The organism is Pseudoalteromonas sp. MM1, assembly GCF_030296835.1.
Classification (GTDB): Bacteria; Pseudomonadota; Gammaproteobacteria; order Enterobacterales; family Alteromonadaceae; genus Pseudoalteromonas.
Map to the genome: position 1 here is coordinate 175,295 of NZ_AP027923.1, position 25,420 is coordinate 200,714.

General features: G+C 40.3%; 30 protein-coding genes. 19 read left to right on the forward strand and 11 right to left on the reverse strand.

Translation table 11 applies throughout. The features are described 5' to 3' along the window. Nucleotides 1-153 precede the first annotated feature (153 nt). Nucleotides 154-549: a DUF4019 domain-containing protein gene (locus tag QUE46_RS17435; RefSeq protein ID WP_286248901.1), complete on the forward strand. Its 396-nt coding sequence runs from the start codon at nt 154-156 to the stop codon at nt 547-549. Here the strand turns inward: QUE46_RS17435 and QUE46_RS17440 are convergent, their stop codons facing one another. Then, on the reverse strand, nt 550-1,449 hold the full coding sequence (locus QUE46_RS17440; RefSeq protein WP_286248903.1) for a LysR family transcriptional regulator: 900 nt from the start codon (nt 1,447-1,449) through the stop codon (nt 550-552). It lies immediately after the preceding gene. Nucleotides 1,450-1,666: 217 nt separating this feature from the next. On the opposite strand from QUE46_RS17440, the gene QUE46_RS17445 reads away from it, so the two are divergent. The 17 genes from QUE46_RS17445 to QUE46_RS17520 all read left to right on the forward strand — a co-directional run bounded on the left by QUE46_RS17445 (nt 1,667) and on the right by QUE46_RS17520 (nt 13,396). Then, nucleotides 1,667-2,821, forward strand: coding sequence for an iron-containing alcohol dehydrogenase (locus QUE46_RS17445; protein WP_286248905.1), 1,155 nt, complete (start codon nt 1,667-1,669; stop codon nt 2,819-2,821). Nucleotides 2,822-3,209: 388 nt separating this feature from the next. Further along, nucleotides 3,210-3,803, forward strand: a complete 594-nt coding sequence (locus QUE46_RS17450; protein ID WP_286248908.1) for an RDD family protein — start codon at nt 3,210-3,212, stop codon at nt 3,801-3,803. A 202-nt stretch (nt 3,804-4,005) separates the two neighbouring features. Beyond that, entirely contained in the window at nt 4,006-4,311 is a 306-nt protein-coding gene (locus tag QUE46_RS17455) for a hypothetical protein (RefSeq protein ID WP_286248911.1), read from the forward strand. A gap of 110 nt (nt 4,312-4,421) precedes the next feature. After that, on the forward strand, nt 4,422-4,826 hold the full coding sequence (locus tag QUE46_RS17460; protein WP_286248913.1) for a hypothetical protein: 405 nt from the start codon (nt 4,422-4,424) through the stop codon (nt 4,824-4,826). Between the two features lie 46 nt (nt 4,827-4,872). Further along, the gene (locus tag QUE46_RS17465; RefSeq protein ID WP_055016914.1) at nt 4,873-5,196 is read left to right on the forward strand and encodes a hypothetical protein; all 324 of its coding nucleotides are present in this window, start codon (nt 4,873-4,875) and stop codon (nt 5,194-5,196) included. Nucleotides 5,197-5,198: 2 nt separating this feature from the next. Further along, a complete protein-coding gene (locus tag QUE46_RS17470; protein WP_286248916.1) occupies nt 5,199-5,594 on the forward strand; it encodes a hypothetical protein in 396 nt (131 codons plus the stop codon). Nucleotides 5,595-5,790: 196 nt separating this feature from the next. Beyond that, nucleotides 5,791-6,423 carry a trimeric intracellular cation channel family protein gene (locus tag QUE46_RS17475; protein ID WP_286248917.1) on the forward strand — a complete coding sequence of 211 codons (633 nt, stop codon included), beginning with the start codon at nt 5,791-5,793 and terminating at the stop codon, nt 6,421-6,423. A gap of 123 nt (nt 6,424-6,546) precedes the next feature. After that, complete coding sequence (locus QUE46_RS17480) at nt 6,547-7,386, forward strand: DUF417 family protein (protein WP_286248920.1); 840 nt, start codon at nt 6,547-6,549, stop codon at nt 7,384-7,386. A gap of 15 nt (nt 7,387-7,401) precedes the next feature. Beyond that, a complete protein-coding gene (locus QUE46_RS17485) occupies nt 7,402-7,653 on the forward strand; it encodes a Rho-binding antiterminator (protein WP_286248921.1) in 252 nt (83 codons plus the stop codon). A gap of 243 nt (nt 7,654-7,896) precedes the next feature. Next, complete coding sequence (locus QUE46_RS17490; RefSeq protein WP_286248923.1) at nt 7,897-8,214, forward strand: pesticin C-terminus-like muramidase; 318 nt, start codon at nt 7,897-7,899, stop codon at nt 8,212-8,214. Nucleotides 8,215-8,279: 65 nt separating this feature from the next. Next, nucleotides 8,280-8,450, forward strand: coding sequence for a hypothetical protein (locus QUE46_RS20305; RefSeq protein ID WP_374761411.1), 171 nt, complete (start codon nt 8,280-8,282; stop codon nt 8,448-8,450). After that, entirely contained in the window at nt 8,450-9,106 is a 657-nt protein-coding gene (locus QUE46_RS17495; protein WP_286248925.1) for a hypothetical protein, read from the forward strand. Before QUE46_RS20305 ends, QUE46_RS17495 begins: the two co-directional genes overlap by 1 nt. A 91-nt stretch (nt 9,107-9,197) precedes the next feature. Beyond that, nucleotides 9,198-9,497, forward strand: a complete 300-nt coding sequence (locus QUE46_RS17500) for a hypothetical protein (RefSeq protein WP_286248926.1) — start codon at nt 9,198-9,200, stop codon at nt 9,495-9,497. Between the two features lie 105 nt (nt 9,498-9,602). Next, entirely contained in the window at nt 9,603-9,971 is a 369-nt protein-coding gene (locus tag QUE46_RS17505) for a hypothetical protein (protein ID WP_286248928.1), read from the forward strand. A gap of 333 nt (nt 9,972-10,304) precedes the next feature. Then, on the forward strand, nt 10,305-11,843 hold the full coding sequence (locus tag QUE46_RS17510) for a glucan biosynthesis protein (RefSeq protein ID WP_286248929.1): 1,539 nt from the start codon (nt 10,305-10,307) through the stop codon (nt 11,841-11,843). Between the two features lie 266 nt (nt 11,844-12,109). After that, a complete protein-coding gene (locus QUE46_RS17515) occupies nt 12,110-12,421 on the forward strand; it encodes a hypothetical protein (RefSeq protein ID WP_286248931.1) in 312 nt (103 codons plus the stop codon). A 414-nt stretch (nt 12,422-12,835) separates the two neighbouring features. Further along, on the forward strand, nt 12,836-13,396 hold the full coding sequence (locus tag QUE46_RS17520) for a YrbL family protein (protein WP_286248933.1): 561 nt from the start codon (nt 12,836-12,838) through the stop codon (nt 13,394-13,396). A 66-nt stretch (nt 13,397-13,462) separates the two neighbouring features. Here the strand turns inward: QUE46_RS17520 and QUE46_RS17525 are convergent, their stop codons facing one another. The 7 genes from QUE46_RS17525 to QUE46_RS17555 form a co-directional block, all read right to left on the reverse strand. Next, on the reverse strand, nt 13,463-14,749 hold the full coding sequence (locus QUE46_RS17525; protein ID WP_286248935.1) for an allantoate amidohydrolase: 1,287 nt from the start codon (nt 14,747-14,749) through the stop codon (nt 13,463-13,465). Nucleotides 14,750-14,762: 13 nt separating this feature from the next. Further along, nucleotides 14,763-15,992, reverse strand: coding sequence for an alanine--glyoxylate aminotransferase family protein (locus QUE46_RS17530; RefSeq protein ID WP_286248937.1), 1,230 nt, complete (start codon nt 15,990-15,992; stop codon nt 14,763-14,765). A gap of 3 nt (nt 15,993-15,995) precedes the next feature. Then, the gene (locus QUE46_RS17535) at nt 15,996-16,820 is read right to left on the reverse strand and encodes a sulfite exporter TauE/SafE family protein (protein WP_055014525.1); all 825 of its coding nucleotides are present in this window, start codon (nt 16,818-16,820) and stop codon (nt 15,996-15,998) included. Continuing rightward, nucleotides 16,817-18,391 carry a gamma-glutamyltransferase family protein gene (locus QUE46_RS17540; protein WP_286248945.1) on the reverse strand — a complete coding sequence of 525 codons (1,575 nt, stop codon included), beginning with the start codon at nt 18,389-18,391 and terminating at the stop codon, nt 16,817-16,819. Before QUE46_RS17540 ends, QUE46_RS17535 begins: the two co-directional genes overlap by 4 nt. After that, nucleotides 18,388-19,596: an amidase family protein gene (locus tag QUE46_RS17545; protein ID WP_286248947.1), complete on the reverse strand. Its 1,209-nt coding sequence runs from the start codon at nt 19,594-19,596 to the stop codon at nt 18,388-18,390. Before QUE46_RS17545 ends, QUE46_RS17540 begins: the two co-directional genes overlap by 4 nt. A 336-nt stretch (nt 19,597-19,932) precedes the next feature. After that, a complete protein-coding gene (locus tag QUE46_RS17550) occupies nt 19,933-20,415 on the reverse strand; it encodes a putative 4-hydroxy-4-methyl-2-oxoglutarate aldolase (protein WP_286248949.1) in 483 nt (160 codons plus the stop codon). A 3-nt stretch (nt 20,416-20,418) separates the two neighbouring features. Then, entirely contained in the window at nt 20,419-21,072 is a 654-nt protein-coding gene (locus tag QUE46_RS17555) for a TetR/AcrR family transcriptional regulator (RefSeq protein ID WP_286248951.1), read from the reverse strand. Nucleotides 21,073-21,247: 175 nt separating this feature from the next. On the opposite strand from QUE46_RS17555, the gene yddG reads away from it, so the two are divergent. Continuing rightward, a complete protein-coding gene (yddG, locus tag QUE46_RS17560) occupies nt 21,248-22,168 on the forward strand; it encodes an aromatic amino acid DMT transporter YddG (protein ID WP_286248953.1) in 921 nt (306 codons plus the stop codon). A 20-nt stretch (nt 22,169-22,188) separates the two neighbouring features. Here the strand turns inward: yddG and QUE46_RS17565 are convergent, their stop codons facing one another. The 3 genes from QUE46_RS17565 to QUE46_RS17575 form a co-directional block, all read right to left on the reverse strand. Then, complete coding sequence (locus QUE46_RS17565; protein WP_286248954.1) at nt 22,189-23,055, reverse strand: alpha/beta fold hydrolase; 867 nt, start codon at nt 23,053-23,055, stop codon at nt 22,189-22,191. A 199-nt stretch (nt 23,056-23,254) separates the two neighbouring features. After that, nucleotides 23,255-23,716, reverse strand: a complete 462-nt coding sequence (locus QUE46_RS17570; protein ID WP_374761412.1) for an ankyrin repeat domain-containing protein — start codon at nt 23,714-23,716, stop codon at nt 23,255-23,257. Nucleotides 23,717-23,815: 99 nt separating this feature from the next. Then, nucleotides 23,816-25,354: a catalase gene (locus QUE46_RS17575; RefSeq protein WP_286248956.1), complete on the reverse strand. Its 1,539-nt coding sequence runs from the start codon at nt 25,352-25,354 to the stop codon at nt 23,816-23,818. Nucleotides 25,355-25,420 lie beyond the last annotated feature (66 nt).

A 25,420-nucleotide genomic window follows, 5' to 3' on the forward strand; every position in this document is an offset into this window, starting at 1 on the left:
AGCTTTTAAGTTACTGACATTAATATAGGGCCTATTAGCGTTTAATTTTGTTTTACAGTACAAATGTTTTTTACTTTAGGGGTTAACCATTTTACTAATGTGTTGTAATTTAAAGTTGCAATATTTACTTTTAATGCCAGATTAAAAGGATAAATGATGAAACCCCTCATTTTAATTTTATGCTTGTTTATAAGCGGCTCTGTGTGGGCCAAAACCACTAAAAATATGCCCGTAGCAATAAACTGGTTACAGTTAATTGATGCGGGTAAATATACAAAAAGTTGGCAACAAGCCGATGCGCTATTTAAATCGCAACTAAGTAAAGCTAACTGGAAAAGTGCATTAAGCACAGTGCGTGCACCGCTAGGTAAAGTGGCTACAAGAGAACAAATAAGCGCTAATGAATACACATCTTTACCTGGTGCCCCGCAAGGAAAATACCTTATTGTGCAATTTAAAACGCAATTTTCAGCAAGGCTTGCGGTCGAAACCCTTACATTAAGTAAAAGCAGTGGCCAATGGCGTGCGGTTGGCTATTTTATTAAATAGCTATTTTGCGTATTTATTTATATTAGAAAAAGCCATAAGCACATCACGTGCATAGTTAAGCCTAGGGTGAGCTAAAGCGCCTTTACGCCACGCCAAATATAAATTGTTTTCAGGGCCTTGAGGGCCAAGCTTAATTAACCTTCCTGATTGAATATCGTCGTGACATAAATAATCTGGCAGCACGGTATAACCAACGCCTGTTCTAACAATACCAGCTAAGGCGCGTATATCGGGGCAGCGTGCAATTATTTTTGACGTACAGCTTTGCTTAAATACGGTATCAAAATACTGGCGTATAAGCGGTAATTGACTGTCGTAACTGACCACTGGCAGCGTATTTAACAGTGCTGGCGTAATGGTTTGCCCCTTTAAGCTTTGTGCTAATAAACGGTGTGCTACTAGTACTAGCTCTTCGCTGTCGAGCACTTCAAAGTCGTAAATTTTGTTATCGGGCAAGGAGGCCGTAATAGCCATATCGGCAACACCGGTGTCGAGCGCTGAATAAATTTGCTCACGATTGCCAGGCAGTACTACTACATCAACATTACCTGCTTGTAATAAGTTAGCCAATTGTGCAGAAGCCACATAGCTTATGTATTCAGCAGGCCCTGCTAGTGTAATTGTACCGCTCACATCGCTTGAACGGGTGCGTACAGAGGCGACCTTTTGCTCTATAGCATCAAGATGATTTGCCACTTGGCCTGCTAAATCGTGGGCGGCATTACTTGGTTCTACGCCTCGGTGACGCCGCTCAAACAAAGACTTACCTACCACCGACTCCATAGTTTGTATATGTGCGGTGGCTGCAGGTTGTGATAACCCTAAGTTTTTAGCTGCTCGAGAAATATTTCTACAACGGTAAACTTCAACAAAGGTGCGTAGTTGAACAAAGTAAGACATAAATGTTTGGTATCAGAAATCCGATAGGTAAAGCAAGATTAACTGAATTCTACTTATTGTAAAGAGCGCGTACACTTGCCGCTCATTCAAAGATTAAACGTTATCGTATTTATTTTATAAATTTGGCAATTAATAACTTGTAAGTTAAAGATTGACTCCCATTTTATAAAGCAATGAGCACAAGGGGCTAAGCCCCGTAACCAAGTAGAGTACAAATATGTTAAATTTTGCATTTAAAAACCGCACCGAGATTTTATTCGGCAAAGATCAAATTAACGAGATCGCAAGCCGCGTACCTAGCGAAGGCAAGGTCATGTTTTTATACGGTGGTGGTTCTATCAAAAAGAACGGCGTATATGACGATGTAGTAAATGCACTTAAAGGTGTAGATTTTGTTGAGTTTTCGGGAGTTGAGCCAAACCCAACATACGAAACACTTTCTAAGGCAGTTGAACTTGTAAAAGAGCAAAACGTTAGCTTTATATTAGCTGTTGGCGGCGGTAGTGTTATCGACGGCGCTAAATACGTAGCGGCAGCAGCAAAATACGAAGGCGATGGCTGGGACATTTTAGTAAATGGCGCAGAAGTAAAAAGCGCACTGCCTATTGGTGCGGTATTAACGCTACCGGCAACAGGCTCGGAAAGTAACGGTAACTCTGTTGTTACCCGTAAAGAAACCCAGCAAAAACGTGCCTTTGGTACACCAATAGTGCAACCTCAGTTTGCAGTGTTAGACCCACAGTACACATTCTCGCTTCCTACTCGCCAAATTTCTAATGGTGTAGTTGATGCGTTTGTACACGTTATTGAGCAATACCTAACGTACCCAGTAAATGCCCCACTGCAAGACCGTTTTGCAGAAGGCATTTTATCAACGCTAATTGAGCAAGGCCCTAAAGCCCTAGAAAACCCAGAAGATTACGATGTTCGTGCAAACGTAATGTGGTCGGCAACGATGGCGTTAAATGGTTTAATTGGCCAAGGTGTTCCACAAGATTGGTCTACGCATATGATAGGCCATGAGCTAACAGCGCTTTATAACCTAGACCACGCTGTAACGCTTGCTATTGTATTACCGCCATTGATGTTTGTTCAGCAAGAGCAAAAACGCGCTAAAATTATTCAGTTAGGTGAGCGTGTATTTGGCCTAAATATGGAAGATAAAAACGAGCTTGTTGATGCAACCATTAAACATACTCAAGACTTTTTTGAGCAAATGGGCATTAAAACAAAACTTGGCGATTACGACCTAGGTGAAGAAGCCGTTGAAGCAGTTGGCAATAACCTTGAGCGTAACGGCATGACAGCCCTTGGCGAACATGGCGATATTGACGTTGCTAAAGCGAAGAAAATTTTAAGCCTAGCGCTTTAATTTAATACTAAAACAAAAAATGGCGCTTTTTAGCGTCATTTTTTTTGCTTAAAAAGTTAAAAGTTAAAAGTTAAAAGTTAAAAGCTAAAAGCTAAAAGTTAAAAGCTAAAAGTTAAAAGCTAAAAGTTAAAAGCTAAAAGTTAAAAGTTAAAAGTTAAAAGCTAAAAGCTAAAAGTTAAAAGCTAAAAGTTAAAAGCTAAAAGCTAAAAGTTAAAAGCTAAAAGCTAAAAGTTAAAAGCTAAAAGCTAAAAGTTAAAAGCTAAAAGCTAAAAGTTAAAAGCTAAAAGCTAAAAGTTAAAAGCTACGCCAGTCTTTAATTTAAGATATTGAATAAATTACTAAAGCTATGCTACTTTGAGATAAATTACGTAAAGGAATCCCCCCAAGCATGGACACCCCAATAGACTTTTCTACCTACACATTAGATGAACTTTATTCTAGCGCAAAAGTCATTGACCGAGAACGTTTTCCTGAGCGCGCAAAAGAAATAGACGAGCTTATAAAAACCCGAGAAGCGCAAGAGCCCGCACAAAATAGTGACCTAAAAATAGCGGGGGAAAAAGCATCACGCGGGGACAGGCTTGTTGCTGCTATTATTGACGGCCTAATAGGTATAGCGGTTTTTATACCTGTAATAATGTATATCGGTTTTGAAAGTTTAAGCCAACCAAATCTGAGTTTAACGGCATTTTTATGGGGCTTCGGTGTGTTTTCTATATTAGTACTTCATGGTTACCTTATGTATCACCGCGGACAAACTATTGGTAAATACTGTATGTCTATTCGTATAGAAAACCTAGACGGCACACAAGCAAGTTTTACAACTATTTACTTTAAACGCATGTTACCTATGCAGCTGCTATCACTAGTCCCTTCGGTAGGTCAGTTTATTGCTGGATTTGTAAACCCTGCATTTATATTAGGAAAAGATAAACGCTGTTTACACGATCATATAGCGGGAACAAAAGTGAGTAATATTTAGTAGTAGCAATATTTATGTAGGGATAACGTTAAAAAAGGGATTTATGAAAAAACTTACAAGGTACAAAAAAACACCCAGCGCAAAACTACTTTGGACGCTTGGTTTCAACACATTTATCGCAGTTATAGTTTTATTTTGGGTAGAGGTATTTATTGAACAGCCTTTGCTGCATTAATTTTTATACCTCTTTGCGTTTGTATTATTGAGGTTTTTTTCACAGTGGTATTGTGCAAACACAGAACAGGCTCATGCAATTGAAATTGTAAATGGCGAGCTTGAACTACTCGGCATAAATATAAAGGTGTCTGAGCTAGAAGAAATGCTTTATTGCCAAACTAAGCGTTTTGAGCATATTTTACGATTTAAGTTTAAAAACGCGACATACCAAGATATTGAAATAACCGCTCCAGATTTAATTGACGACCTGCGTTTTTATTATTTTATGGTTGATAACCGCCTACCTGTAAAAATGACAGATGATAGTGGCCGTTTTTTTGACGAAGATTAACAGCGCAGCAAGGAGCAGTGGTGAGCAAACTGGTTTTAATATTTTTGATGCTAGTAAGTGTCATCTTTAGTGGGTATTTATATGCAAGCTCATTTGAAGGATGTTATTCAATGACGGATAAAATAACGAGCGCGACCCCTATGCTCAACGACGATGGAAGCGAAAGTAATGAGCGTTTTAAATTAAAAACGAGCTATGTAAATGTATTTAAAAAAGAAAATAAATACTTTGCAGAAGGCCTTATCTGGGGCTACAACTTTCATATTTGCACTATCACAGCGCCGCTTGAAGGAACTACAGAACCATTACCTTTAGTACTTAAGGATAAAAAACTGGTGTTTGAAGAACAAGAGCCCGAATACGACATTAACTGTAAGTTTGAGCTAGAATTTGATGAAAATGGCTTGAATCTTAAAGATGAAAACCATCACTGCTCTAACTACATGTTTTACTGTGGTGCACATGCAAGTGTGCATGACGTTCAGCTAGCCAAAACCAACAAAGGCTGCAACTAAGCGAGTATATTTTTTAACTTAACGATACAACAGACAGGGACTTACTATGCGCGGCTTTTTATTATTTATTGGTTACTCATCTTATATTGGCAGTGTGGGCGATGGTTTGCTTGGTTTGTATGCACTATGGGTTTTAATCAGTAATAATTTAGCACCTCTGAGCTTATCGCTTAATGACTTTTTAGCGCAGTATGTTGAGTTTATATATTGGGTGAAGCAGGTTGCGTTTTATGTAATGCCACAAGGCTTTGCCAATTGGTTATTTGGTATTCCTGCTGCTATTTACTTTCCCGTACGGATATTAATGAGCCTAGTAATTGGCTGGTGGGCGGTTAAAAAGGCAAAACAGTTAAAAGTTGAAAGATACTAAAAGTGGTTACACATAAAAAATTCGACATACTCTTTCTCGACGGTGCAGCAGGGCTACTTGCAGGTTTAACGTTGTTTAGTTTTCAAGGATGGTTTCACGAAGTTTATTCTTTACCTCTATATGTCATTCAATTTATTACAGCAGCTAATATGCTTTATGGTGCGCTGGCATTATTGTTGGCTGATAAAAGAAAAAGAAGCTTTTTGATCATTAAAATATTAGCTTTAGCTAACACATTTTGGGCATTGATTTGCATTTTTTTCATTTTTATATACCTAGATTCTGCAAGTTGGAAGGGTATAAGCCTATTAATTTTAGAGGCTCTTTTTGTCGGTTATTTAGCTTATTATGAATGGGTTAATCGCAATAGCTTAATTTACAGCCCTACTTATAAATAATATGTAAAAACTACTCACTTTTAAAATAATTACTTTTATGAATATTTTATTTCATTCAATCTCAGTCACAGCTGCATTAAGTGATTTCTAGCATACTGTTTTTAAATAGTATTTTTTAATCCTCTTTTTGCTCTTACTAATTATTTTTGGCATATAAGTTGATGCACTCATTTATAAATTTTAAAAAGGACTGCACATGACCGCTGAATATTTTATGGTGTTGGGGCTGCTTGGGGTGGCATTTTTTTCGGTTGCCGGAGCATTGCTCGGCTACGAAAAAAGCATAAGTGGCTTTGGTGTAGTGGTGGTAGCAACTGTTACCGCTTTAGGTGGCGGCACGCTAAGAGACATACTTTTAGATAAACCTATATTTTGGATAGCTACGCCCGAGTATTTATACTCAACATACGCCGCTATTATTGCCACAATATTATTTGTTCGTTACTTACCTCATGTAAATAATTATTACTTTTTATTAGTAGATGTCATAGGTATGGCGTTATTTAATATTATTGGGATAGAAAAAGCCTTAATAAACGGCACCGGTATGGTAATAGCCATAACAATGGGGATCACCACAGGGATTTTTGGCGGCCTAATACGAGACGTAATTTGCCGCGAAGTACCCTCAGTTATGCGAAACGAACCTTATGCCTCAGCCTGTTTAGCTGGTGGCTTAGTTTATGCTGCGCTATTTACTATAGAGGTAGATTATATATGGTGTATTTTAGGCTCACTTTTTACCACTGTATTTTTAAGATTAGGATCGCTTCATTGGGGTTGGCACATAACTATTTTCAGGAAAAAAGATTTTAAAAATCAAAAATAACTAACCATAAAGCTGCGAATACTATTAATGGCTTCGCGAACAATGGGTATTAGTTAACTTGAGTGAATTGTTTTTTCGGCTTGTAAGGTCTTTATTAGCCATCACAGATTTAATGAGCACACAATGAACTTAACACACACAAATAACGCACTCACCTTTATACTAACACTTAGCTTTGCATTACTTGGTGTATCGTTTGCTTTAGGTGCAAACCCAAATACACTCATAACTACCTTTAGCTTTTATGAACTTGATACCTTACTAAGTAACAATACATTAGGTTTACTCACAGGCAGCGCTATGATTGCGTTGGCAGCCACCACCTTTGCTGCGCACTTAAAATTAATAAAGCCGATGCCTGCACTTATACTCGCGTTAGTTGTTAGCATAGTGCCTTTACTTACCTTATTTGCCAGTAACCGCTGGATGGCACAGTTAGGCGGCTTTCCAATAATTGGCAGTGGGCAAGGCATTATTAAATACTTTGCTATCATCCCTTTGTATTTATTTTTGTTTTATAAAAATAAGCTAACAGACAAACAACACGTACTTTTAAACTTTATACCGGTTGCTATGGTGTTACTGTGGATTGGCGGCATGAAATTTTATGAGTTTGAAGCCAAAGCCATTGTAGGCCTAGTAGAAACCTCACCGTTTATGTCGTGGTTATACACGGTATTTAGCGTACAAGGCGCATCAAACGTAATAGGTGGGTTTGATGTATTATTTGCAGTGCTTCTTGGCACAGGCATTTTACTTAACAATAAAAAGCTTATTATTGTGAGTGGTTTAGCGTGTTTAAGCGTATTTTTAATGACCCAGACATTTTTAATAACCGCAAACGGCGCGTTTAGCGCAAGCACTTTATTAGAGCGTTTAGGGCAATTTGTAATTAAAGATTTATGGTATGTAGGCAACTTAATTGTTATTGCCACTTTAATGCTACTTAAGCCAGCTAAATAATATAAAGAGAATGTTATGATCAGTTGCCACCAATATGATTACATCGAAATTGCCTGTATGCACCATTTAAGCGTTGAGCTTGTATTAAAAAATGGTGATAGTGTATGCGGCGTAGCAACTGATACAAAACGCAATGCTAATAGAGACGAATGCATAGTTGTTAACGTAAATGGCGAGCTAAAGCTTATAGAACTTACCAGCATTAGTGTAATTAAAGCCCTCAAACAAAACCCGTATTTTAATAAAGTAAACTTTGAGGCTAATTAAACAATCTAGATAATGATGCAAAGGCAGCGCTGTAAACCTATGTTAAAACGAACTATGTATATATCCCGCAACCTTTACTCTAATTAGCAACACCAACCTAATAACTTATTAAACACGGTTTTTTACCTTTTTAAAAAGTCACTTTTATAACAGCTCTAATTACTTGTTTACACTAGATTTATTTAGTACGCTTATTAAGCGAATTGATTGAATTCGATATTATAAATAAGATAAGGAGGTTTTATGCCAGAAAATATAGACTATAAATTTTTAAGTGATCTTGAAGGTGGCTGCAATACAAAAGGCTATGTGCCTGCTCCCGAAGTTAGTAAAAGCGGAGTTACGATAGCTACAGGTTTCGACCTTGGTCAACGAAATGAGGCCGAGCTCAGGGCTTTGAGAATAAACCCGCTTTTGATAAATAAGTTAAAACCCTATTTAGGAGCTAAAGGCAAAAGTGCTGAAGCCATACTTAAAAAATCTCCTCTTATGATTAGCCTAATTCAAGCTAAAGAAATAGATAAGGCAGTAAAATCATCTCATATTAATCAATTGAAATAAAAGTATAATAGCGCTCTGGGGAATAAAAAAAATTCATTGATATACCTCACCAAGCTCAAACAGTTATTACTTCTGTTTCGTTTCAATATGGCATCGGTTTAAGTTCAACTACCCCCAAATTTTGGAAAGCGGTAACATCACAGGATTGGAAGGAAGCTATCAAAATATTAAAGTCATTTGGTGATGCATACCCTACAAGAAGAAGAAAAGAAGCTGCTTTACTGGAAAAAATATAATGAAAATTGAAGCCTATTTAAGCATTTTATTTTTAGTTGGCTGTACAAATGCTGACCTGCGTCAAGATAAAGACATATTAAATAACACTCTAAAGGTATCTTATAAAAATCTGGATAACTCCTTAGAAATAAATCGCACTGGTTTAATGTTTAGTAACGGTGAAAAAGCTAAAAACTGCAACTCATATTTTTTATTGAACTCAAAGTATAGCATTGAAGAGTCAGTCCATAATCAACTTGTTAAAAGTGAGTATTTGATTTGCGAAGCTTTAGATATTCTCATTAAATCAACTTCAATAGAGCCAAAAGAAGGTACTGATTTAAATTTTGGTAGAAGATTGAAAGATCAATTAGATCTTCGAACTTTTCCTTCATCTTTGTATAGAGTAAGCAGTAAAGAGTCGCATACACTTGGATCACTTTTTCCGAAAAATAGCCATGCTGGGCATAACATTGCAGAGTTACAGACTGATGAATGGACTTTCATTCTTGAAGTAGTTGGACTAGCAGATGTAAATGATAATTCTTTTTCAGATTGGATTGTATGGGTTACAGATGAATCTAAAGTGGGTAATTATAAGAGTTATTCAACTATCATAATCGTTGATCCAGATAAGCAGCGTAAACTTGAAGCTATGAAATATCCAGTGAATTAAACTTAATATCCATTAAAAGCTTGAAGAGGTTTTTTTCCTTCATAGTATTTCGTCTATTAAAGAGCCCAAAAAGTCAGATATTGGTTTAGATGTGGTTATAGTTACTTTGCATGGTGGCGATGCATTCACTGTGGATTTTGATACTGCTGTTATTCCGCTTTTTTGGCGACCAAAAGTTAAATTAGTGTCGCGCTTGTATAACATTGAGCACAATAAGACGATTAAAACGTTTAGTGTTTCCAAGTCTATTACATGGCGCGAATTTATTGCTAAAAAATTTAGCTTAAGAGGATTCTTTCATTGGGGCCCTTTGTATCATGCAAAAGACATGGAAATACTGTTGTATAAAGCATGCTACGAGTTGTTAAATAAAATGCGAAAAGCTATTTAACCTGTAGCAATAACAAGCATACTTAAATAGCTCAGCACAGAAAATAGTTCACTTTGTTATTAATGGCAGGTTTTATTTTTAAACTTTACAAGGCGTTAGTGGCTTATGGATAATCCACGATTAGATTCAGAAGATAGAAAACCTATTTGGGATGCGTTGCAAATGTTTTGGATGGATATTGAACCATCTGATGAGCTAGAAAACGCTATAGCTACGTGTGCTAAATCTAAGTATTCAATTTTAGAATTAGAGTATATCTACTGGAATGAAGTTTACCCAGCTGTTAATCAGAATTTTGCACAGCCAATACCTGAGTGGACTGGCTATGATATTGAGCAATTAACAGAGTTAATAATTGCAAATGCAGACAGAATTAAACCAATTAAGTGTAAGTTTTTGCACTTTAGGGCTAACAACTGGTGGAAAGAAATAGCCAGCGGTATAACAAAATATCGAAAAGACATTAGTAAATAACTGGCTGAACACCATACTAATTAGCTAATTTTATGAGGCTTTTACTAGTCAGATATTTATACTAAGCGTAGCAGCGACGCACAGGTCAGTATTTCGATTTTAAAGCACTAACTGGCTTTAACTAAGTAAAAGCTATATCAGCCGCATTTATTAAATACAACTATTCAAATACAATCTCCCCTAAACACAGCTAAGCATAAAAGCTTCGCCAAATAACGTTATTTTAGTAAACGCGAGTTCATATTACGGTGTGTAATATCTTTACACGCATTTTAAGTTAAGCGCTTGAACCGAGCACTTATTTTTAGACTCATTTTACTAGAGATACTTTTTATGAAGTTAAAGTTATTTATTGCCGCTATTATAGCCTCCTCTGTGTCGTTACACGCGGCGCAAGCACAAGCAAGTGCTAAGTTTACTTTTGAAGACTTAAAAGCGTTGGCAAAAGCCTCAGCTGAAAAGCCTTATTCGCCAACTGCAGTTCCTGCCCCTGAGCTTATTGATAAAATTACCTATGACGAACATTGGAAAATACGTTTTAAAGAAGATGAAACCTTATATCCAAATGGTAAAAAGGCTCCTGTGCAATTATTTTACCCTGGCCGATACTTTCCTGAGCCGGTAAGTATTTTCATCAGAGATGATAAAAACAACGTTAAAGAACTGCCTTTTAGTAATACGTTTTTTGATATGCCTGACGACAGCCCTGCCCACGACCTGCCAGAAGGGTTTGGGTTTGCAGGCTTTAGAATTATGCGCCCAGATATAAAACCAGATTGGATATCGTTTTTGGGGGCGTCTTATTTTAGAACTGATGGTCCACAAGGGCAATATGGTTTGTCGGCTCGCGGTATTGCAATTAATACCGGTATGAATCAACCTGAAGAATTTCCTCGCTTTTCGGCATTTTGGTTAGGCCCCGCAGAAAAAAAAGGTGAGAGCATGTCTGTGTGGGCATTGCTTGAGGGGCCCTCTATCACCGGTGCTTATCGGTTTGGTTTAAGTAAAGATAACAAAGAAGCTAAAGGGCATATTACCTCTGTGAGTGCTAATTTGTATATGCGCGCCGATGTAGAGCGCTTAGGCATAGCACCACTAACAAGTATGTATTGGTACTCACAAAAAGATAAAACAGAAGCTAAAGACTGGCGCCCAGAAATTCACGATAGTGATGGCTTAGCGATTCATACTGGGTCGGGCCAGTATATTTGGCGACCGTTAAATAATCCGCAATCGGTGTCGACCAATAGTTTTATTGATGAAAACCCTAAAGGCTTTGGCTTAATACAAAGAGATCGTGACTTTAATAACTACCAAGACGACGGTGTATTTTACAATAAGCGCTCATCAGCATGGATAAAACCTCAGGGTGATTGGGGTAAAGGTGCTGTACAGCTAATCGAAATTCCTACAAAAGATGAAACGTTTGACAATATTGTTGCCTATTGGGTGCCTGAAAAAGAGGTACGTAAAGGCGATGAGTTTACCTTTTCTTATGATATTGAATGGCGTCCACTCGACCCAAAATCAAAAAAACTGGCAAGTGTTGTGAATACACGCCAGGGGCAGGGCGGAATTCCTGGTCAACCTATTCCTGAGGGCGTGAACAAAATGGTGATTGACTTTGAAGGGCCTGTACTTAAAGGGCACGATAGAGAAAGCGGCATAAAGCCTATTGTTGAAGCCAGTAACGGCGAAATACTAGAGCCAATTGGCGCTTACCCAATAGTGGGAACTAACCAATGGCGATTAGCGTTTGATTACAAGCAATCTAACAATAACCCAACGCACATTCGCGCGTATTTAGTGGATAAAAACGGTAAAGCAATAACCGAAACGTGGGTGAGTGATGCAAAGGTAACGATTGAGTAACTATAAAAATTAAAGCGGGTGGCCCTATAATTAGCTTTATGTAGCCACCCGAATAACTGCAAAATAAATATTTTTAGCGAAGGTTGGCTAAAGCAATTCTCTTATTTCAATATACATCTGATGCTTAGTTATAAATTTAATAGGCGCGGCTAGCTACTTGGTGAATTGGCTATTTTAAGTTGCTCCTACTTGTTTTTATGTTTGCTTGTGTGAATAATAAGCATTCGCTCAAAAAAATAATAAAAGTAATTAAATTAAGGATATATATGAAACTTTACCCATACTCAACAATTAAAACAGAAAACCTTAAGGGCCTGCTTCTCGCTTCTAGAATGCTTGGGTTTATGAGTTTTATACTGTTTTTTATAGCTATTTGCATTGGTTTATTTGGTATTTTTTCTAACCTTGGCGCACCTAAAGATTTGGGGAATGGAATAGTTATGTCTACGCCAAATGCCGGTTTACCTGTGATGATAATGTCAATTTGGGGTGCCGTTTCTGCAGTTTGTATTTTAGCTTTTAGTGGCTTATGTGCAGCTGTTGTATCATGTGAATACAAATATACAAAGTCAGTTTAGCTATATACCAACGTATTTAGATAGTAAAAACGGGGCTTCTACTATCTAAATATTTATTTGTAAGACTTGGTTAACTACTGCACACAAATCTAAATTTTTTGTTCTTCTTCCTTATCTCAATAGTCTGATATTCGATTTAATAATACAAAAGCAAATCTACCTTAGCCCTTAATACATCCAAATTGTAGCTAAATTACCTTGATATACCCTAATTTATAGCTAAAATGGCCGGCTTATTTAACGAATGTACCTACTTTATTACTTACATAGTAATGAAAACTGCATTAATAGATGTAAATATTAAGCGTGCAATTTTAAGGCGTGTTATTTACCTCGTTTTATACCAATCCTCAAAATAGATTACTTAATTAAGTGAATTGGTATTTGTAAATTTACGCTAGGATAAAAACGGTTTTGATAATATTAAATGACGATTTACTAATAGGTAAAGGCACTCACAGAGCTTGTTACAGGCACCCAGGTATAGATAATTTATGTATTAAAGTAAGTCATGAAGGGTTTTCTCACGAACAAGAGGAAGAGCTTGCATATTATCAGCGTCTTAATAACAAAAAAATTCAGTGGGATTTATTAACGCGCTATCATGGTGCGGTAGAAACCAATATAGGTAAAGGCTATGTGTTTGACTTGGTAGTCGATTCTAATAATCAATCTTCTAAAACGCTAGAGCATTATTTAAATGAGCCAAATAATGAAGCGTTAGCGGCTCCGCTATTAAAGTTAAAAGATTATTTAATACAAAATTTAGTTATTACCAAAGAAATAAAGCCCAGAAACATTGCCTGTATTAATAATAACGGCACCATTGAACACTGTGTCATTGTGGATGATATTGGTAATACCGAGTTTTTTCCTATTAGTAATTACGTGAGCACAATGGCCAAGTGTAAAATAGATAGAAGATGGCAGCGCTTTGAGGCGAGTTTAAATGAGCTCGGCTTAAGCCTTAATTAGGCTTTAAAAAACAACCATGTAGTTTACTCGCCCTAGTTGCTGTACCATCCGCTGCACTGACGATAACTACTTCTCAAGCTCTTTAATGTAAAGCACAAGTGCGCTGTACATTACGCTAAGGGCTTTTGTTACATCCTCATCAATGACAGCTTCTGCGGGGTGATGGCTTATCCCGCCTGGGCTGCGTATAAATAGCATGCCAACAGGGCAAATAGGGGCAATAGCCATGGCGTCGTGCCCAGCGCCAGAGGCAAGTGAAGGTGAGGCTTGGTTGTTAAGTTTACATGCGCTAGAAAACAATTGCTGAATTTGAGTATCACACGCTACGGCGTCGGCCGCATGTGTCCATTGCCAATCGAGCGTTAAATTACGCGATGTTGCAATGTGATCGGCGCGGGTATGTATTGCATTAAGTAATATGGCTAGGTCGTCATCGTTTTGTGCGCGTGCATCTAGGCTTATAGTTGTTTTACCGGCAATGACATTTGTAGCGCCTGGGCGTGCTTGAATTTGCCCTACGGTGGCTACTTCGCCATTACTCGCATTTTTTGCTAGTTGCTCTATAGCAAGTGTCAGTTCGGCGCAGCCTGCTAACGAATCTTGGCGTAAGTTCATTGGTGTAGTGCCTGCATGGCCGCTTTGACCTGTTAGGGTGATCATGGCGCGTTTGGCGCCAGCAATAGCGGTTACTGCGCCTAACGCCTGATTTACCGATTCAAGCACGGGGCCTTGCTCTATGTGGGTTTCCCAGTAACCGAGTAATTCGTTTTTGTTAAGGGCGGCTTTAGCGTAATCATCAGGGTTTAGGCCAAAATCAAGCATGGCTTGGCGCATACTAATGCCATTTGTATCTTGTATATTTAACCACTGCGGGTCAAACTCGTTTGCCAGTGCTTTTGAGCCAATTAATGTGGTGGCAAAGCGGGTGCCTTCTTCATCACAAAAACCCACAACATCTAAATGAAACGGTAAATCAAGCTTAAGCGTATGCGCAAGGGCGGCTATTTCAATACCCAGTAATACCCCTAAAATACCATCAAATGCGCCGGCGTTTGGTACTGTGTCGAGGTGTGAGCCAATAATTAAACGTTTAGCATTTGGGTTAGATGACGCTAAGCGCCCCCATAAATTGCCGACTTCGTCCTGCCACGATTGCATGCCCGCCTCAGCCATCCACGTGGCAGTTATACGGTTACACTCTTTGTGCTCTTTAGATAAATACACACGGTGAATGCCACCTTGCATTTGCGATAGGCCACTGAGCGTTTTACAGCGCAATAACGCACGCGCGGCAAATTTATTAGCCAGCTCAGTGTTTAATAATGGCTCATGGAGGGGGCTTGCGATCGTCATGCTAAATCCTTTTTTATTTATAATGGGCTAGGGCGGCAATAGCGGCTTCGCCTTTAGGGCCTTTATAGCCGTTGGCATGTAAGCAGGCATCTAGGCTTGCCAATGTTTGTAATACGGCATCTTTACGGGCGTTGTAACCCATGGTGCCAATACGCCAAATTTTGCCATGCAGCGGGCCAAACGAGGTGCCAATTTCAATACCAAAGTCAGTTAGCATTTGAGCGCGGACGTGGTCAGCATTAATGCCCTCGGGGATATACACACCCACTACGTTGTTCATTTTATGGTTTAAATCGCCAAATACATTTAAGCCTAGAGCTTGAATACCCGTTAGCATGGCATCGCCGTGTAACTTGTGGCGGGCAACGCAGTTATCTACGCCTTCTTCAATAACAATGCGCGCACATTCTGATGCGCAATACAGCATGCTGGTGGCTTCGGTGTGGTGGTTAAGGCGCTCCTCGCCCCAGTAATTCATGATCATGCCTAAATCAAAGTAGTTTGAGCGTACAAATGGCTCGGTGCCGTCGGTATGCTCTGCGGTACGAATACCCGCTTCTACTTTTTTACGTTTTTGGATCCAATCAGCGCATTTATCGCTCAGTGTTAAAGGCGCAGAGCCAGAAGGACCGCCTAAACATTTTTGCAAACCAGCCGAAAGCGCATCGAGTTTCCACTCATCAGCAGGTAAATCGTTACCTACAATTGAGGCGGTGGCATCGCAGTAAAATAATACGTCGTGCTTTTGGCAAATATCGCCAATGTGTTCAAGCGGTTGGTTCATGGTTGTTGAAGTATCGCCTTGTACCATGGCAAGTACATGGGGTTTTACATCAACAATGGCCTTTTCTATTTGTTCGGGGGTAAATACCTCGCCCCACGGGACTTCTATGGTGTGTACTTTTGCACCTACACGCTCGGCTATTTCAGCAAGCAAGTGGCCAAAGCGCCCCATAATAGGCACCAGCACTTTATCGCCGGGGCGTAAAATAGAGCATAAAACGGCTTCTATGCCTGCGCGCGATGTACCGTCAACTAACATGGTCCATTCGTTTTTGGTTTTAAATATTTCGCGATAGCGAGCCATGGTTTCGTTCATAAAACCGGTCATTACTGGGTCGTATTGGCCAATTAGCTGCGCCGACATAGCACGTAGCACGCGTGGATCTGCGTTTATTGGGCCTGGGCCCATGAGTAAACGCTGCGGCGGATTTAAAGTTTGAATTTGCGTGTTGCTAAACATGTTTTAGGCTCCCAGAGTCTGAATAAGCATACGAATGCCCGTTATCATTAATACAACGGCAAAGGCGCGTTTTAATTGTTTTTGATCTAGCTTGCTACCAATTTTTACGCCAATAGGGGCAAACAAAATAGTAAGCGGAATAATAAGTATAAAAGCAGGTAGGTTTACAAGGCCCCACGTGCCAAGCGGCGCATCGGTGGGTGTAGTACCAATACTTAATAAAGTAATAACGCCCGGTAGCGCAATTAGTAAGCCAAATACAGCAGCGGTGCCAACGGCAACATGAGCACGTACATTAAACGCGTTTAGCATGGGTACGCCAATAGTGCCGCCACCTATGCCAATCATTACCGATAAGCCACCGACAATACTTGCCATAATGCCTTGGCCAAATTTACCTGGTAATTTACTAACAAGCGCAGGTGCGCCAGCTCTAAATAACATGTTTAAGCTAACTAAAATGGCAATACAGGCAAACATAAGTACCAATGCATTACCACGTATTGAGTGCGCTAAGTAGCTACATACAACGGCCATTACTAAAATAAACGGCGCCCAGTATTTAATTAAAGCAAGGTCAATGTTGCCCTTTGCATGGTGCGAGCGAATAGACGAAATAGAAGTAGGCACTATGGTGGCAAGCGATGTGGCAGTGGCTATCATCATGGCCGACTCAGGGCTTACGCCAAAGCCTTGCAGTAAAAAGTACAGCACAGGCACAATTACTATGCCGCCGCCTACACCAAATAGGCCTGCTAAAATACCTGCAAAAATACCGGTTGCTATTAAGGCCGCTATAATCGGCCATTGATTTATTATTTCTGTCATTGTGTTCCTGCTGTAGTTACTGTTGCGCGACCATCTGAACGAGGATCGGTGGCTGCTTCAAGGCTGGTAGGCGTATCTAAAATGGCACCTGCATGACCCATCATTTCATTGTTATTATCAACGCTTACCCAGTCGTGGTCACGTTGATTTAATTCATGTTTAACTTGAATTACTAAGCTTTGCTCTACCTTTAAATTTGTGCTTGTATCGCCCCAGGTGCGCCCTAATAACCAACGCGGGTCGCTTACCGCTTGGGTAATTGATTTATTACGCCATGCGTACCCACTAAATACAGCAGCTTGTGTTTGTGGTTGGCCTTCGCCACCCATGGTGCCGTAGGCAAGGCGCCTGCCATCGTCAAATTTTGCTAAAGCAGGGTTGAGTGTATGAGCCGGTTTTTTATGCGCTTTTAAGGCATTGGCATCGTTGCTATTTAAACTAAAACTTAAACCGCGGTTATTCCACACAAAGCCGCCTTCGCTCATGAGTATTCCGCTGCCAAATTCCCAGTAAACACTTTGAATAAAGCTTACGAGTTGGCCATTTTTATCGCGTGCTGCCATCCAAACGGTATCGCCTGGCTCTGCACTAAATGGCCATTGCTTGGCTTGGTTCATATCTATATTGTTGGCAAGCTGATTTAGACGCTCATCGGTTAGTGCATTTTTATAATCATCGCCAAGCGCATCAGGGTCAGCCCAAAGTGTAGGGCGGTGCGTAAAGCTTTGTTTGGTTGCCTCAACAATTAAGTGCATCCAATCGGCCTCTGTTTTGGCTAAGTGTTTTAGTTTATTAACCGCGCCAATTATTTGCAGCGAATGCACCCCTTGTGTAGGTGCGGGTAAGTTAAAACAATGAATACCCGATAAATTAGCACTAAGTGGTATCACTACATCTGCTTTTGTATTGGCAATGTCGGCTGGGGTAATAATGCTGCCCGCGGCTGCTAAATCGCTTGCAAATGAGTCGGCAAGTTCTCCTTCATAAAAAGCGTTTAAGCCGTGTTTTGCCAAGTGTTCAAAGGTATTGGCAAGTTTTGGGTTTTTAAAATGTTGCCCTGCTTGTAAAGGTTTACCATTGGGGATGTATAGTGCTTTAAAGGCGTCGTTAGTATTGGCAACACTTGCTAGTTTTTCGCAGCCAGCTTGCAGGCTTTTTGATACTGTGAATCCTTCGCGAGCAAGCTTAATAGCGGGCGCTAAAATAGTACTTAGTGGTAGGGCTGCGTGCTCATCTACCTCAAGGGCTTTTTGCCAGCCACGAAGCGTAGCCGCTTGAGTCAATGCGCTTAAACCGCCACGCTCTGGTATCTGTTGCTCATTACTGTAGGCGCTTATATCGTTTGGTGCGCGCCCGCAGGCATCAATGGCAGTGGGTATACTTTGGTTTGGGTTATCAATAAGCCAAAAACTGTCGCCGCCAATCGAGTTCATATGTGGGTAAACCACGCTAATAGCAGCCGCTGCCGCTACCATGGCTTCAACGGCTGTACCGCCTTGTTTTAGTATTTGGGTGCCTGCCTCAGTTGCTGCAAAATGCGGGGCAGTAAAGGCAATGTTGTGTGTGCTCATGCAAGTGTGTCCTGTTTAAAGTGTGCAGCTAATTGTTGTACGCAGGCAAGTAGGCTTTTATCGTTGCCGTGGCTCATCATTAATGAAAACCCATACGGGTGCCCATTTTCTAAATTAGCCAATGGTAAGTGCACTTGCACCGAGCGGCTCAAGCCCGCAATGGCCGATAAGGTAATAATTTGCATACGTAGGGCGCTTGTGTCGGCGCCCAATTTAGGTGCAGTTGTGGGTGTGGTTGGCAAAAATAAACAACTGTTTGTGTTTAGGTTTTTAGTTATTAGTGTTTGCCATTGGGTTTGTACTTTTAGTGCTTCTTGTTCTTCTTGGGCGGTTAGTGCTAATGCCATTTTAAAACGTGCCGCAATTGCCGGAGCAAACTGGGGAAGTTGCCCTGGCAATTGAAGCCAATCTTTATGCGTTTTTGCGATTGCTCGCCCTTGCAGTATTCTAAAACTATCAGCGAGCTCGCTTAACAAGTTGCTATTAGGCAGTTCAAATTTTTTATGGTGTTTAAAATAAGGCTTGGTTTTTTCAAGTAGTTGTTTAATAGGTGTTTGTAAAGCAGGGCTTACTAGCTCAAATAATGGCTCGCAAATAACTAAAGTATCAACGTTATTAATAGCTTGATTTGGTAACAATACATTGCCTACATCGCTTAGTAGCTTTGCACTTTGCGTAAGCCAGCCAATGGTATCAAATGGGGGCGCGAGCGGAATTAGGCCGTCTTTTTCAATGACGTTATGGCTTGGCCTTATACCAAATAAGCCGCAGTAACTTGCGGGTATTCTAATCGAGCCGCCCGTATCGGTACCTAAGCCAATATCGGCTAAGTTAGCCGCAACGGCGGCCGCCGAACCCATACTCGAACCGCCACTTGCATGACCGCTAAGTTTTGGGTTTTGTGCCGCCCCATAGTGAATGTTATTTCCCTCTAAGCTGTAAGCAAGCTCATCGGTGTGGGTAAAGCCTGTAAAGCTACAACCCTCATTCATTAACTTATTTACCGCACTTGCTGTTTGCTGAGCAGGTTTTGCTGCTTTAAACCAGCTAGGGTTACCTGCGCTGTTGCGATCGCCTTTAACAGCAAATACATCTTTTACCGCAAGGCGCTTATTTACTAATGTGCCGTGAGTTTGTGTTTGCCATGCTTTTGGACCATGGTCACAAAAAATACCGGTTAAATTATTATGTGTTTTGGTACTCATATCACCACTCGTTATAAAGTAAATCTGACCAACTGGTTATAATCAGATTTAGGGTGATTAAAAAGACGAATTAGTTATTATTATTTTTCAGCCCACTGCGTAACATCTTATTTTTATTTTACAGAGCCTGATCCGCTTTTTAATCGGTTAGCCTATTATATTGCCTAAAAGCTAAGCAAAAGCAATGCCAAATACAATAAAGTTGTCCGCTCGGTCAGGTTTTTATGGGTTTGTATGGTATTTATAAAAATTTAAGTAATAAATAGGGTGTAATTTAGGGGTAAAAACACACCAAGTTGGTGCGTGTCTGCACCATCTTGGTTGTAAGTTGGGGGTTTACAATAGTGTAATTGGGCTAATTATTAAGCCGTTTACATCGGCGTATAACCAATCATTTGGCTTAATTGTGGTGCTAAGCATGGTCACTTTTTGGTTTTTATCGCCAAAGCCACGTTTTAGAGTACTGCGCGGGGTTGAGCCCAGCGCCATAACCGGTAAATCCATAGTGGCAAGTATTTCTATATCGCGGCAACAGCCGTTAATAACAACGCCTTCCCAGCCATTCTTTAACGCGCGCTCTGCCATTATATCGCCTATAAATGCATAGCGCTTGCTAGCAAAGCCATCAATAACTAATATTTTTCCCTTACCGTTTTCATGCAGTATATCGGCGGCGAATGAATTGTCTTCTGGGCAGGTAACAGTGACTGCTTGACCACTAAAGGTGGTTTTTTTACCAAAGTGGCGCAGGCCGCTGTCGGCTACTTGTACGCTTTCGCGGTGATCGTCAAATAAATCGGGGGTTGTAAAGTTATCCATAGGTTAAGCCTCACTTTGCTCGGGTATTTTTAAGCCAATACCTTTTAAAATTATGTGGGCAGTTGATTGCGTTATTTGTGCCACATCGGTTTCGTCGTATTCTAATTTGTTCATTACGAGTAGCACTTCAGCCTGAAAATCGGCGTAGTACTGTGTAGTTGACCAAATGGTAAATAATAAATGGTAAGGGTCAACATTATCCATTTTGTTTGCATCTATCCAGGTCTGAAACACGTCTACTTTTTGTTTTACCCACGGGCGCGTGTTGGTTCTAAAATAGTTTTGCAAATACGGAGCACCGCGTAGTATTTCACTGGCAAATAAACGTGATTGCAGCGGCTGATTTACGGCAAGTATTACCTTGCTCTTAATATAGTGATAAAGCACACGTGCAGGGTCGTCCTCAGGAGTTACGTTATCTAAGCCTAAGTTCCAGTGGGCAATAATGCGGTCTATTACGTTTTCGTATAGGCCGTCTTTGCTTTTAAAATAATATAAAATATTGGCCTTAGGAACGCCTGCTTCTTTGGCAACCATGCTCATACTGGTGCCATCGTAACCAAGCTGAGAAAATAATTGCTCGGCGGCATCGAGTATCAATGTTTGGTTTTTTACTCGGGTGAGTTCTTTTTTATTTGGCTTTGTTTGTGTGCTCATTATGGCGATGCTGTTTTTAAGGTGTTGAATGATTGTAACTTTACTGACCAAAAGGTCAAACACTTAAGTGCAGGCTAAAAACGCCTTTATAACAATAAATGATGGGCAACAATTGTTTAAACCAGTAATTACTGTTAGCGTTACGTCAAACATAAGTAGTACTTTTAGGTAGTTAATGGACTTTTTTTCTAATCATAAATACACGCTTTATGGCATTGCCGCTATTTTATTATGGAGCTGTTTAGTGGCTCTGCTTAGGGATGTTTCGGAGTTATTTGGCCCCATAGGCGGGGCGGCACTAATGTACAGTGTAAGCGCGCTGTTTTTAATGTTGGTAATGGGGCGGCCTAAGTTTGCTGGATTTAATAAGCGTTATATTATTTGGGGGACTGCCTTATTTGCACTTTACGAGGTGTGTTTAGCGTTGTTTGTGGGGCTGGCTAATAATCGCCACCAAGCGGTAGAAATGGCCGTTATAAATTACTTATGGCCAACGCTTACTATTTTTCTCAGTATTATCGTTAACCGTAGTAAAGTAAGTGTATGGATTTACCCAGGTATGCTGCTTGCCTTTTTTGGTGTTGCGTGGTGCGTTGGTGGTGACAGTGGTTTATCTGTTAATAGTATTATGGGCAATTTTGCAAGTAATCCCATCGCTTACTTGTTGGCGTTTGTAGCCCCTTTTATATGGTCTGTTTACTGCGTAATTACTCAAAAAAATAGCAATGGGCAAAATGCCATTGTGCTGTTTTTTGTTGCCACAGCGCTAAGCTTATGGGTGTTGTATGGTTTAAGTGACGAGCCAAAAATGACCTTTACACTACACGCTACCGTGACGCTTATTTTAGCTGGTGTGGTTGTTGGCAGCGGGTATGCCCTTTGGAACCAAGCAATTATTGGCGGTAACTTAATGTTGCTTGGTACGCTTTCGTATTTTACGCCGGTTTTCTCGGCGATTATTTCAGCCCTTTATTTGTCTATTACGCTTAGTGCCTCGTTTTGGCAAGGGGTAATAATGGTCACTGGCGGCTCACTCGTGTGTTATTTTGTAACCCGTGAAAAACCAATTAAAAACCAAGTTAATGTTGTAAATTAACGGTGTAAACGCATCCTTTTTTAGCTGTGTTTGTTTAGCCAATTAAGTGCCAGTGGCCATAGTCCATCTGATTTTTTACTAAAAAACTTCATATGGCCAATTTCTTTTAAGCCATAGTCGTGTGGGTTTAAGGTTAACTTACTCGCTTTTAATTTAGGGAATACCGAGAGCATATCGACGACATTCGCGTTATTTGCAATGTCGTCGTCGGTAGCATTAACCCAAAGCGAGGGCATAGCAAGCGTGTTGTAACAGTGTTGAAATACGGTATCGCCAAATGCCGATTGCACATAACCTTGCGCGTTACACCATTTTTGCCACTGCTTAGCAACGCCTTTAGGTAGGGGCTCGCCCATCCCAAACCATTGTGATTTAGTATGGCCAAATAGTGCGTTACTGAGAGGAATAACCCCATTCATAAAAAAGTGCGCTTTAACTTGATACGCCAAGCGCATATTGGTTAATTTTCCTGACGAGCAAGCAAAGTTAAACGCTGAGCTTAACTGTTCTGCATTATGCATAAGCCCCACTAATTGCCCGCCGGCGCTGTGGCCAACTAAATGATAGGAAATATCAGGAAAGGTTTTTTGCAAATACTCAAGCACGGCTGGCATGTCTTGCTCGCCCCAAGTTTGTAAGTTGGCCTTACTTTTTTTAATACTGTGGTTAAGCGATTGGCCAATACCTCGGTTATCAAAGGTAATTACGCCAAAGCCATGCTGCTGTAAGTAAGTAGCAAAGTTTGCATAAAACTGTTGTTTTATACCGGTAGCAGGGGCAATCATCACCGCACCTTTAACAGGGCTGGTGGGTGTAAATATACGGGCGCTTAGGGTTTGCCTGTCGTTACAGGTTATAGTGGTGTGCTCAAAGTGTGGTGCGGTCATTAGAATTATTATTTCCCATATAAAGTACATAGGTAAAAATAGTAACTGGTTAGACCAGTTTTATCAAGAGGGGTAGGCATTGTATAAACCACGCCCCAAATGAAGTGGGGCGAGAGGAAGGTTTAAATATTTAAATAACTATGGGAGTGAACTTGTTTTCTAAATCTTGCTATTTGCATAAGCACAGCATAGCTGATCTTTAATTAGATTTACTGTTTACCTGTGCGAGTAAGTCGAGTACTTTTTGTTGACCAAAAGTTTGTGCAAATTGTTCAGCGGTTTGGCCTGCTTTGTTTTGATGTGCGTTATCGCAATCAAGGCTAACAAGTGTTTTAGCTATGCTAAATTCGCCTCTAAATATGGCGGCCATTAGGGCTGTGTTACCGCGGTTGTCTTCAAGGCAGGCATTAGCACCTAGTTGCAATAAAGTGTTTACCGTATTTTTATTGCCGTGGTAGGTGGCAATCATTAGCGCGGTGTAACCTTTGTTGTTGTAACTATTAATAGGAATGCCAGCATCAACAAATTGCGTTATTACGGCGGTGTCGTCGGTGCGTGCGGCAGCAAAGTAATAAGCAAGTAGGCTTTCGTACTGTGCTTGGGCGGTTGTTGGCTCATTTACAGGGCTTTGTGGCTCATTACTAAAGCTTGAAAAGCTCATCACTAAAGTAAATATAATAAGTAATTTACGCATACTGTTTACCTTTTTAAAAAGAGGAAAGCTAGGCTTCCCTCAATAACTTACAGGTTGGGTAAAATATTAAAGCTTAGCGGCTAGTTGCTTAACTTGTTTCATGTCGCCGTTTACAGCGTTAGTTAAGCGTGTACCGTATTCGCTATCTGCTTTGTAGAAGTGGCTAAGCATTTTGTGCATAACTTTGCTGTCTTTCACTTTGCCTAAATCGCCGGCTAAGTTGTTAACTAAGTTAGTACGCTCTTGCTTACTAAAGCTGCGGTAAAGTACGCCAGCTTGAGCAAAGTTTTGCTGCTTTTTAATCGCTGCTTGTTGTACGTAACCTTTAAGCTCTGTGTTACTTCTACGTGCAATTGGGTTTTCTGCAACATTTTCGTGGCTAGGTTGGTAGTTCACGTTGCTTGTTGTATTACCGTAGTTCATTGCGCCGTCTTGGTTGTAGTTAACCACTTCAACTTTTGCACGGTTAATTGGCAATTGTTGGTGGTTAGCACCTAAGCGGTACATTTGCGTATCAGCGTAAGAGAAAACACGCCCTTGTAATAGTCTGTCTTCAGATGGTTCAATACCAGGAATTACATTTGCCGGTGCCATTGCAACTTGTTCTGTAGATTGGAAGAAGTTAGTTGGCATACGGTTTAAGGTCATTGTGCCTACTTTAACTTCTTTTACATCTAACCACATTTTTGTTGCATCTAATGGGTTGTAGTCAAAGTCATCTAACTGCGACGGATCAAGTGTTTTAATGTATAGGTCCCACTTAGGGAAGTTGCCTTTACCAATCTCACTGTATAGGTCACGTGTTAAGTGTTGGAAATCTTGGCTTTGCACTTCAGCTACTTCTTTTGAGTCAAGGTTATCTATACCTTGTTGGCTTACCCAGTGGAATTTAACGTATTTAACATCGCCTGATTTATTGATCATTTTGTATGCGTGTACGCCCCAGCCGTCCATTTTACGTAGGCTTGCTGGTGTACCGTAGTCACTGTAAACCCACGTTAGCATGTGAGTTGAGCCCGGCTCGTAAGAGAAAAAGTCAAAAAAGCGGTTAGGATCTTGAATGTTATCTACCGGAGATGGCTTTAACGAGTGAACCATATCTGGGAATTTAATCGCATCACGAATAAAGAACACTGGTAAGTTGTTACCTACTAAATCCCAGTTACCTTGGTCTGTGTAAAACTTAGTAGCAAAACCACGTGGGTCACGCAGTGTTTCTGGGCTACCTTTTGAATGAATTACTGATGAAAAACGTACAAACACATCAGTTTCTTTGCCTGCTTCTGCAAATGGTGCAGCAATTGTTAAGTCATCTAATTCTTTAGATGCTACAAACACACCGTGAGCACCAGTACCACGTGCATGTACTACACGCTCAGGAATACGTTCACGAGCAAAACGTTGTAGCTTTTGAATTAGTTGTACGTCTTCAAGTAATACACTGCCGCGCTCGCCAGCAGTAATTGAATTTTGGTTATCGCCAACAGCTGCGCCGTTGTCTTTGGTAAGTGTAGTGGCTGCACTTGCAGGTAATGCCATTGCTAAAGCTAATGCGCTTAGCGTTAACGTAGATTTATTATTAATAGTATTTTTTTGAGTATTCATTGTCGACCTCATCTGTATAAAAGTGCCGGCAGTGTTGCTGGCTGTTTAACTGTTAACGAGTGTATT

Bases quoted from the DNA above. Each gene is read 5' to 3' on its own strand.
- QUE46_RS17435 (WP_286248901.1), top strand. From the start codon at position 154: ATGATGAAACCCCTCATTTTAATTTTATGCTTGTTTATAAGCGGCTCT.
- QUE46_RS17440 (WP_286248903.1), bottom strand. From the start codon at position 1,449: ATGTCTTACTTTGTTCAACTACGCACCTTTGTTGAAGTTTACCGTTGT.
- QUE46_RS17445 (WP_286248905.1), top strand. From the start codon at position 1,667: ATGTTAAATTTTGCATTTAAAAACCGCACCGAGATTTTATTCGGCAAA.
- QUE46_RS17450 (WP_286248908.1), top strand. From the start codon at position 3,210: ATGGACACCCCAATAGACTTTTCTACCTACACATTAGATGAACTTTAT.
- QUE46_RS17460 (WP_286248913.1), top strand. From the start codon at position 4,422: ATGACGGATAAAATAACGAGCGCGACCCCTATGCTCAACGACGATGGA.
- QUE46_RS17465 (WP_055016914.1), top strand. From the start codon at position 4,873: ATGCGCGGCTTTTTATTATTTATTGGTTACTCATCTTATATTGGCAGT.
- QUE46_RS17475 (WP_286248917.1), top strand. From the start codon at position 5,791: ATGACCGCTGAATATTTTATGGTGTTGGGGCTGCTTGGGGTGGCATTT.
- QUE46_RS17480 (WP_286248920.1), top strand. From the start codon at position 6,547: ATGAACTTAACACACACAAATAACGCACTCACCTTTATACTAACACTT.
- QUE46_RS17485 (WP_286248921.1), top strand. From the start codon at position 7,402: ATGATCAGTTGCCACCAATATGATTACATCGAAATTGCCTGTATGCAC.
- QUE46_RS17490 (WP_286248923.1), top strand. From the start codon at position 7,897: ATGCCAGAAAATATAGACTATAAATTTTTAAGTGATCTTGAAGGTGGC.
- QUE46_RS17495 (WP_286248925.1), top strand. From the start codon at position 8,450: ATGAAAATTGAAGCCTATTTAAGCATTTTATTTTTAGTTGGCTGTACA.
- QUE46_RS17505 (WP_286248928.1), top strand. From the start codon at position 9,603: ATGGATAATCCACGATTAGATTCAGAAGATAGAAAACCTATTTGGGAT.
- QUE46_RS17510 (WP_286248929.1), top strand. From the start codon at position 10,305: ATGAAGTTAAAGTTATTTATTGCCGCTATTATAGCCTCCTCTGTGTCG.
- QUE46_RS17515 (WP_286248931.1), top strand. From the start codon at position 12,110: ATGAAACTTTACCCATACTCAACAATTAAAACAGAAAACCTTAAGGGC.
- QUE46_RS17525 (WP_286248935.1), bottom strand. From the start codon at position 14,749: ATGACGATCGCAAGCCCCCTCCATGAGCCATTATTAAACACTGAGCTG.
- QUE46_RS17530 (WP_286248937.1), bottom strand. From the start codon at position 15,992: ATGTTTAGCAACACGCAAATTCAAACTTTAAATCCGCCGCAGCGTTTA.
- QUE46_RS17535 (WP_055014525.1), bottom strand. From the start codon at position 16,820: ATGACAGAAATAATAAATCAATGGCCGATTATAGCGGCCTTAATAGCA.
- QUE46_RS17540 (WP_286248945.1), bottom strand. From the start codon at position 18,391: ATGAGCACACACAACATTGCCTTTACTGCCCCGCATTTTGCAGCAACT.
- QUE46_RS17545 (WP_286248947.1), bottom strand. From the start codon at position 19,596: ATGAGTACCAAAACACATAATAATTTAACCGGTATTTTTTGTGACCAT.
- QUE46_RS17550 (WP_286248949.1), bottom strand. From the start codon at position 20,415: ATGGATAACTTTACAACCCCCGATTTATTTGACGATCACCGCGAAAGC.
- QUE46_RS17555 (WP_286248951.1), bottom strand. From the start codon at position 21,072: ATGAGCACACAAACAAAGCCAAATAAAAAAGAACTCACCCGAGTAAAA.
- yddG (WP_286248953.1), top strand. From the start codon at position 21,248: ATGGACTTTTTTTCTAATCATAAATACACGCTTTATGGCATTGCCGCT.
- QUE46_RS17565 (WP_286248954.1), bottom strand. From the start codon at position 23,055: ATGACCGCACCACACTTTGAGCACACCACTATAACCTGTAACGACAGG.
- QUE46_RS17570 (WP_374761412.1), bottom strand. From the start codon at position 23,716: ATGAGCTTTTCAAGCTTTAGTAATGAGCCACAAAGCCCTGTAAATGAG.
- QUE46_RS17575 (WP_286248956.1), bottom strand. From the start codon at position 25,354: ATGAATACTCAAAAAAATACTATTAATAATAAATCTACGTTAACGCTA.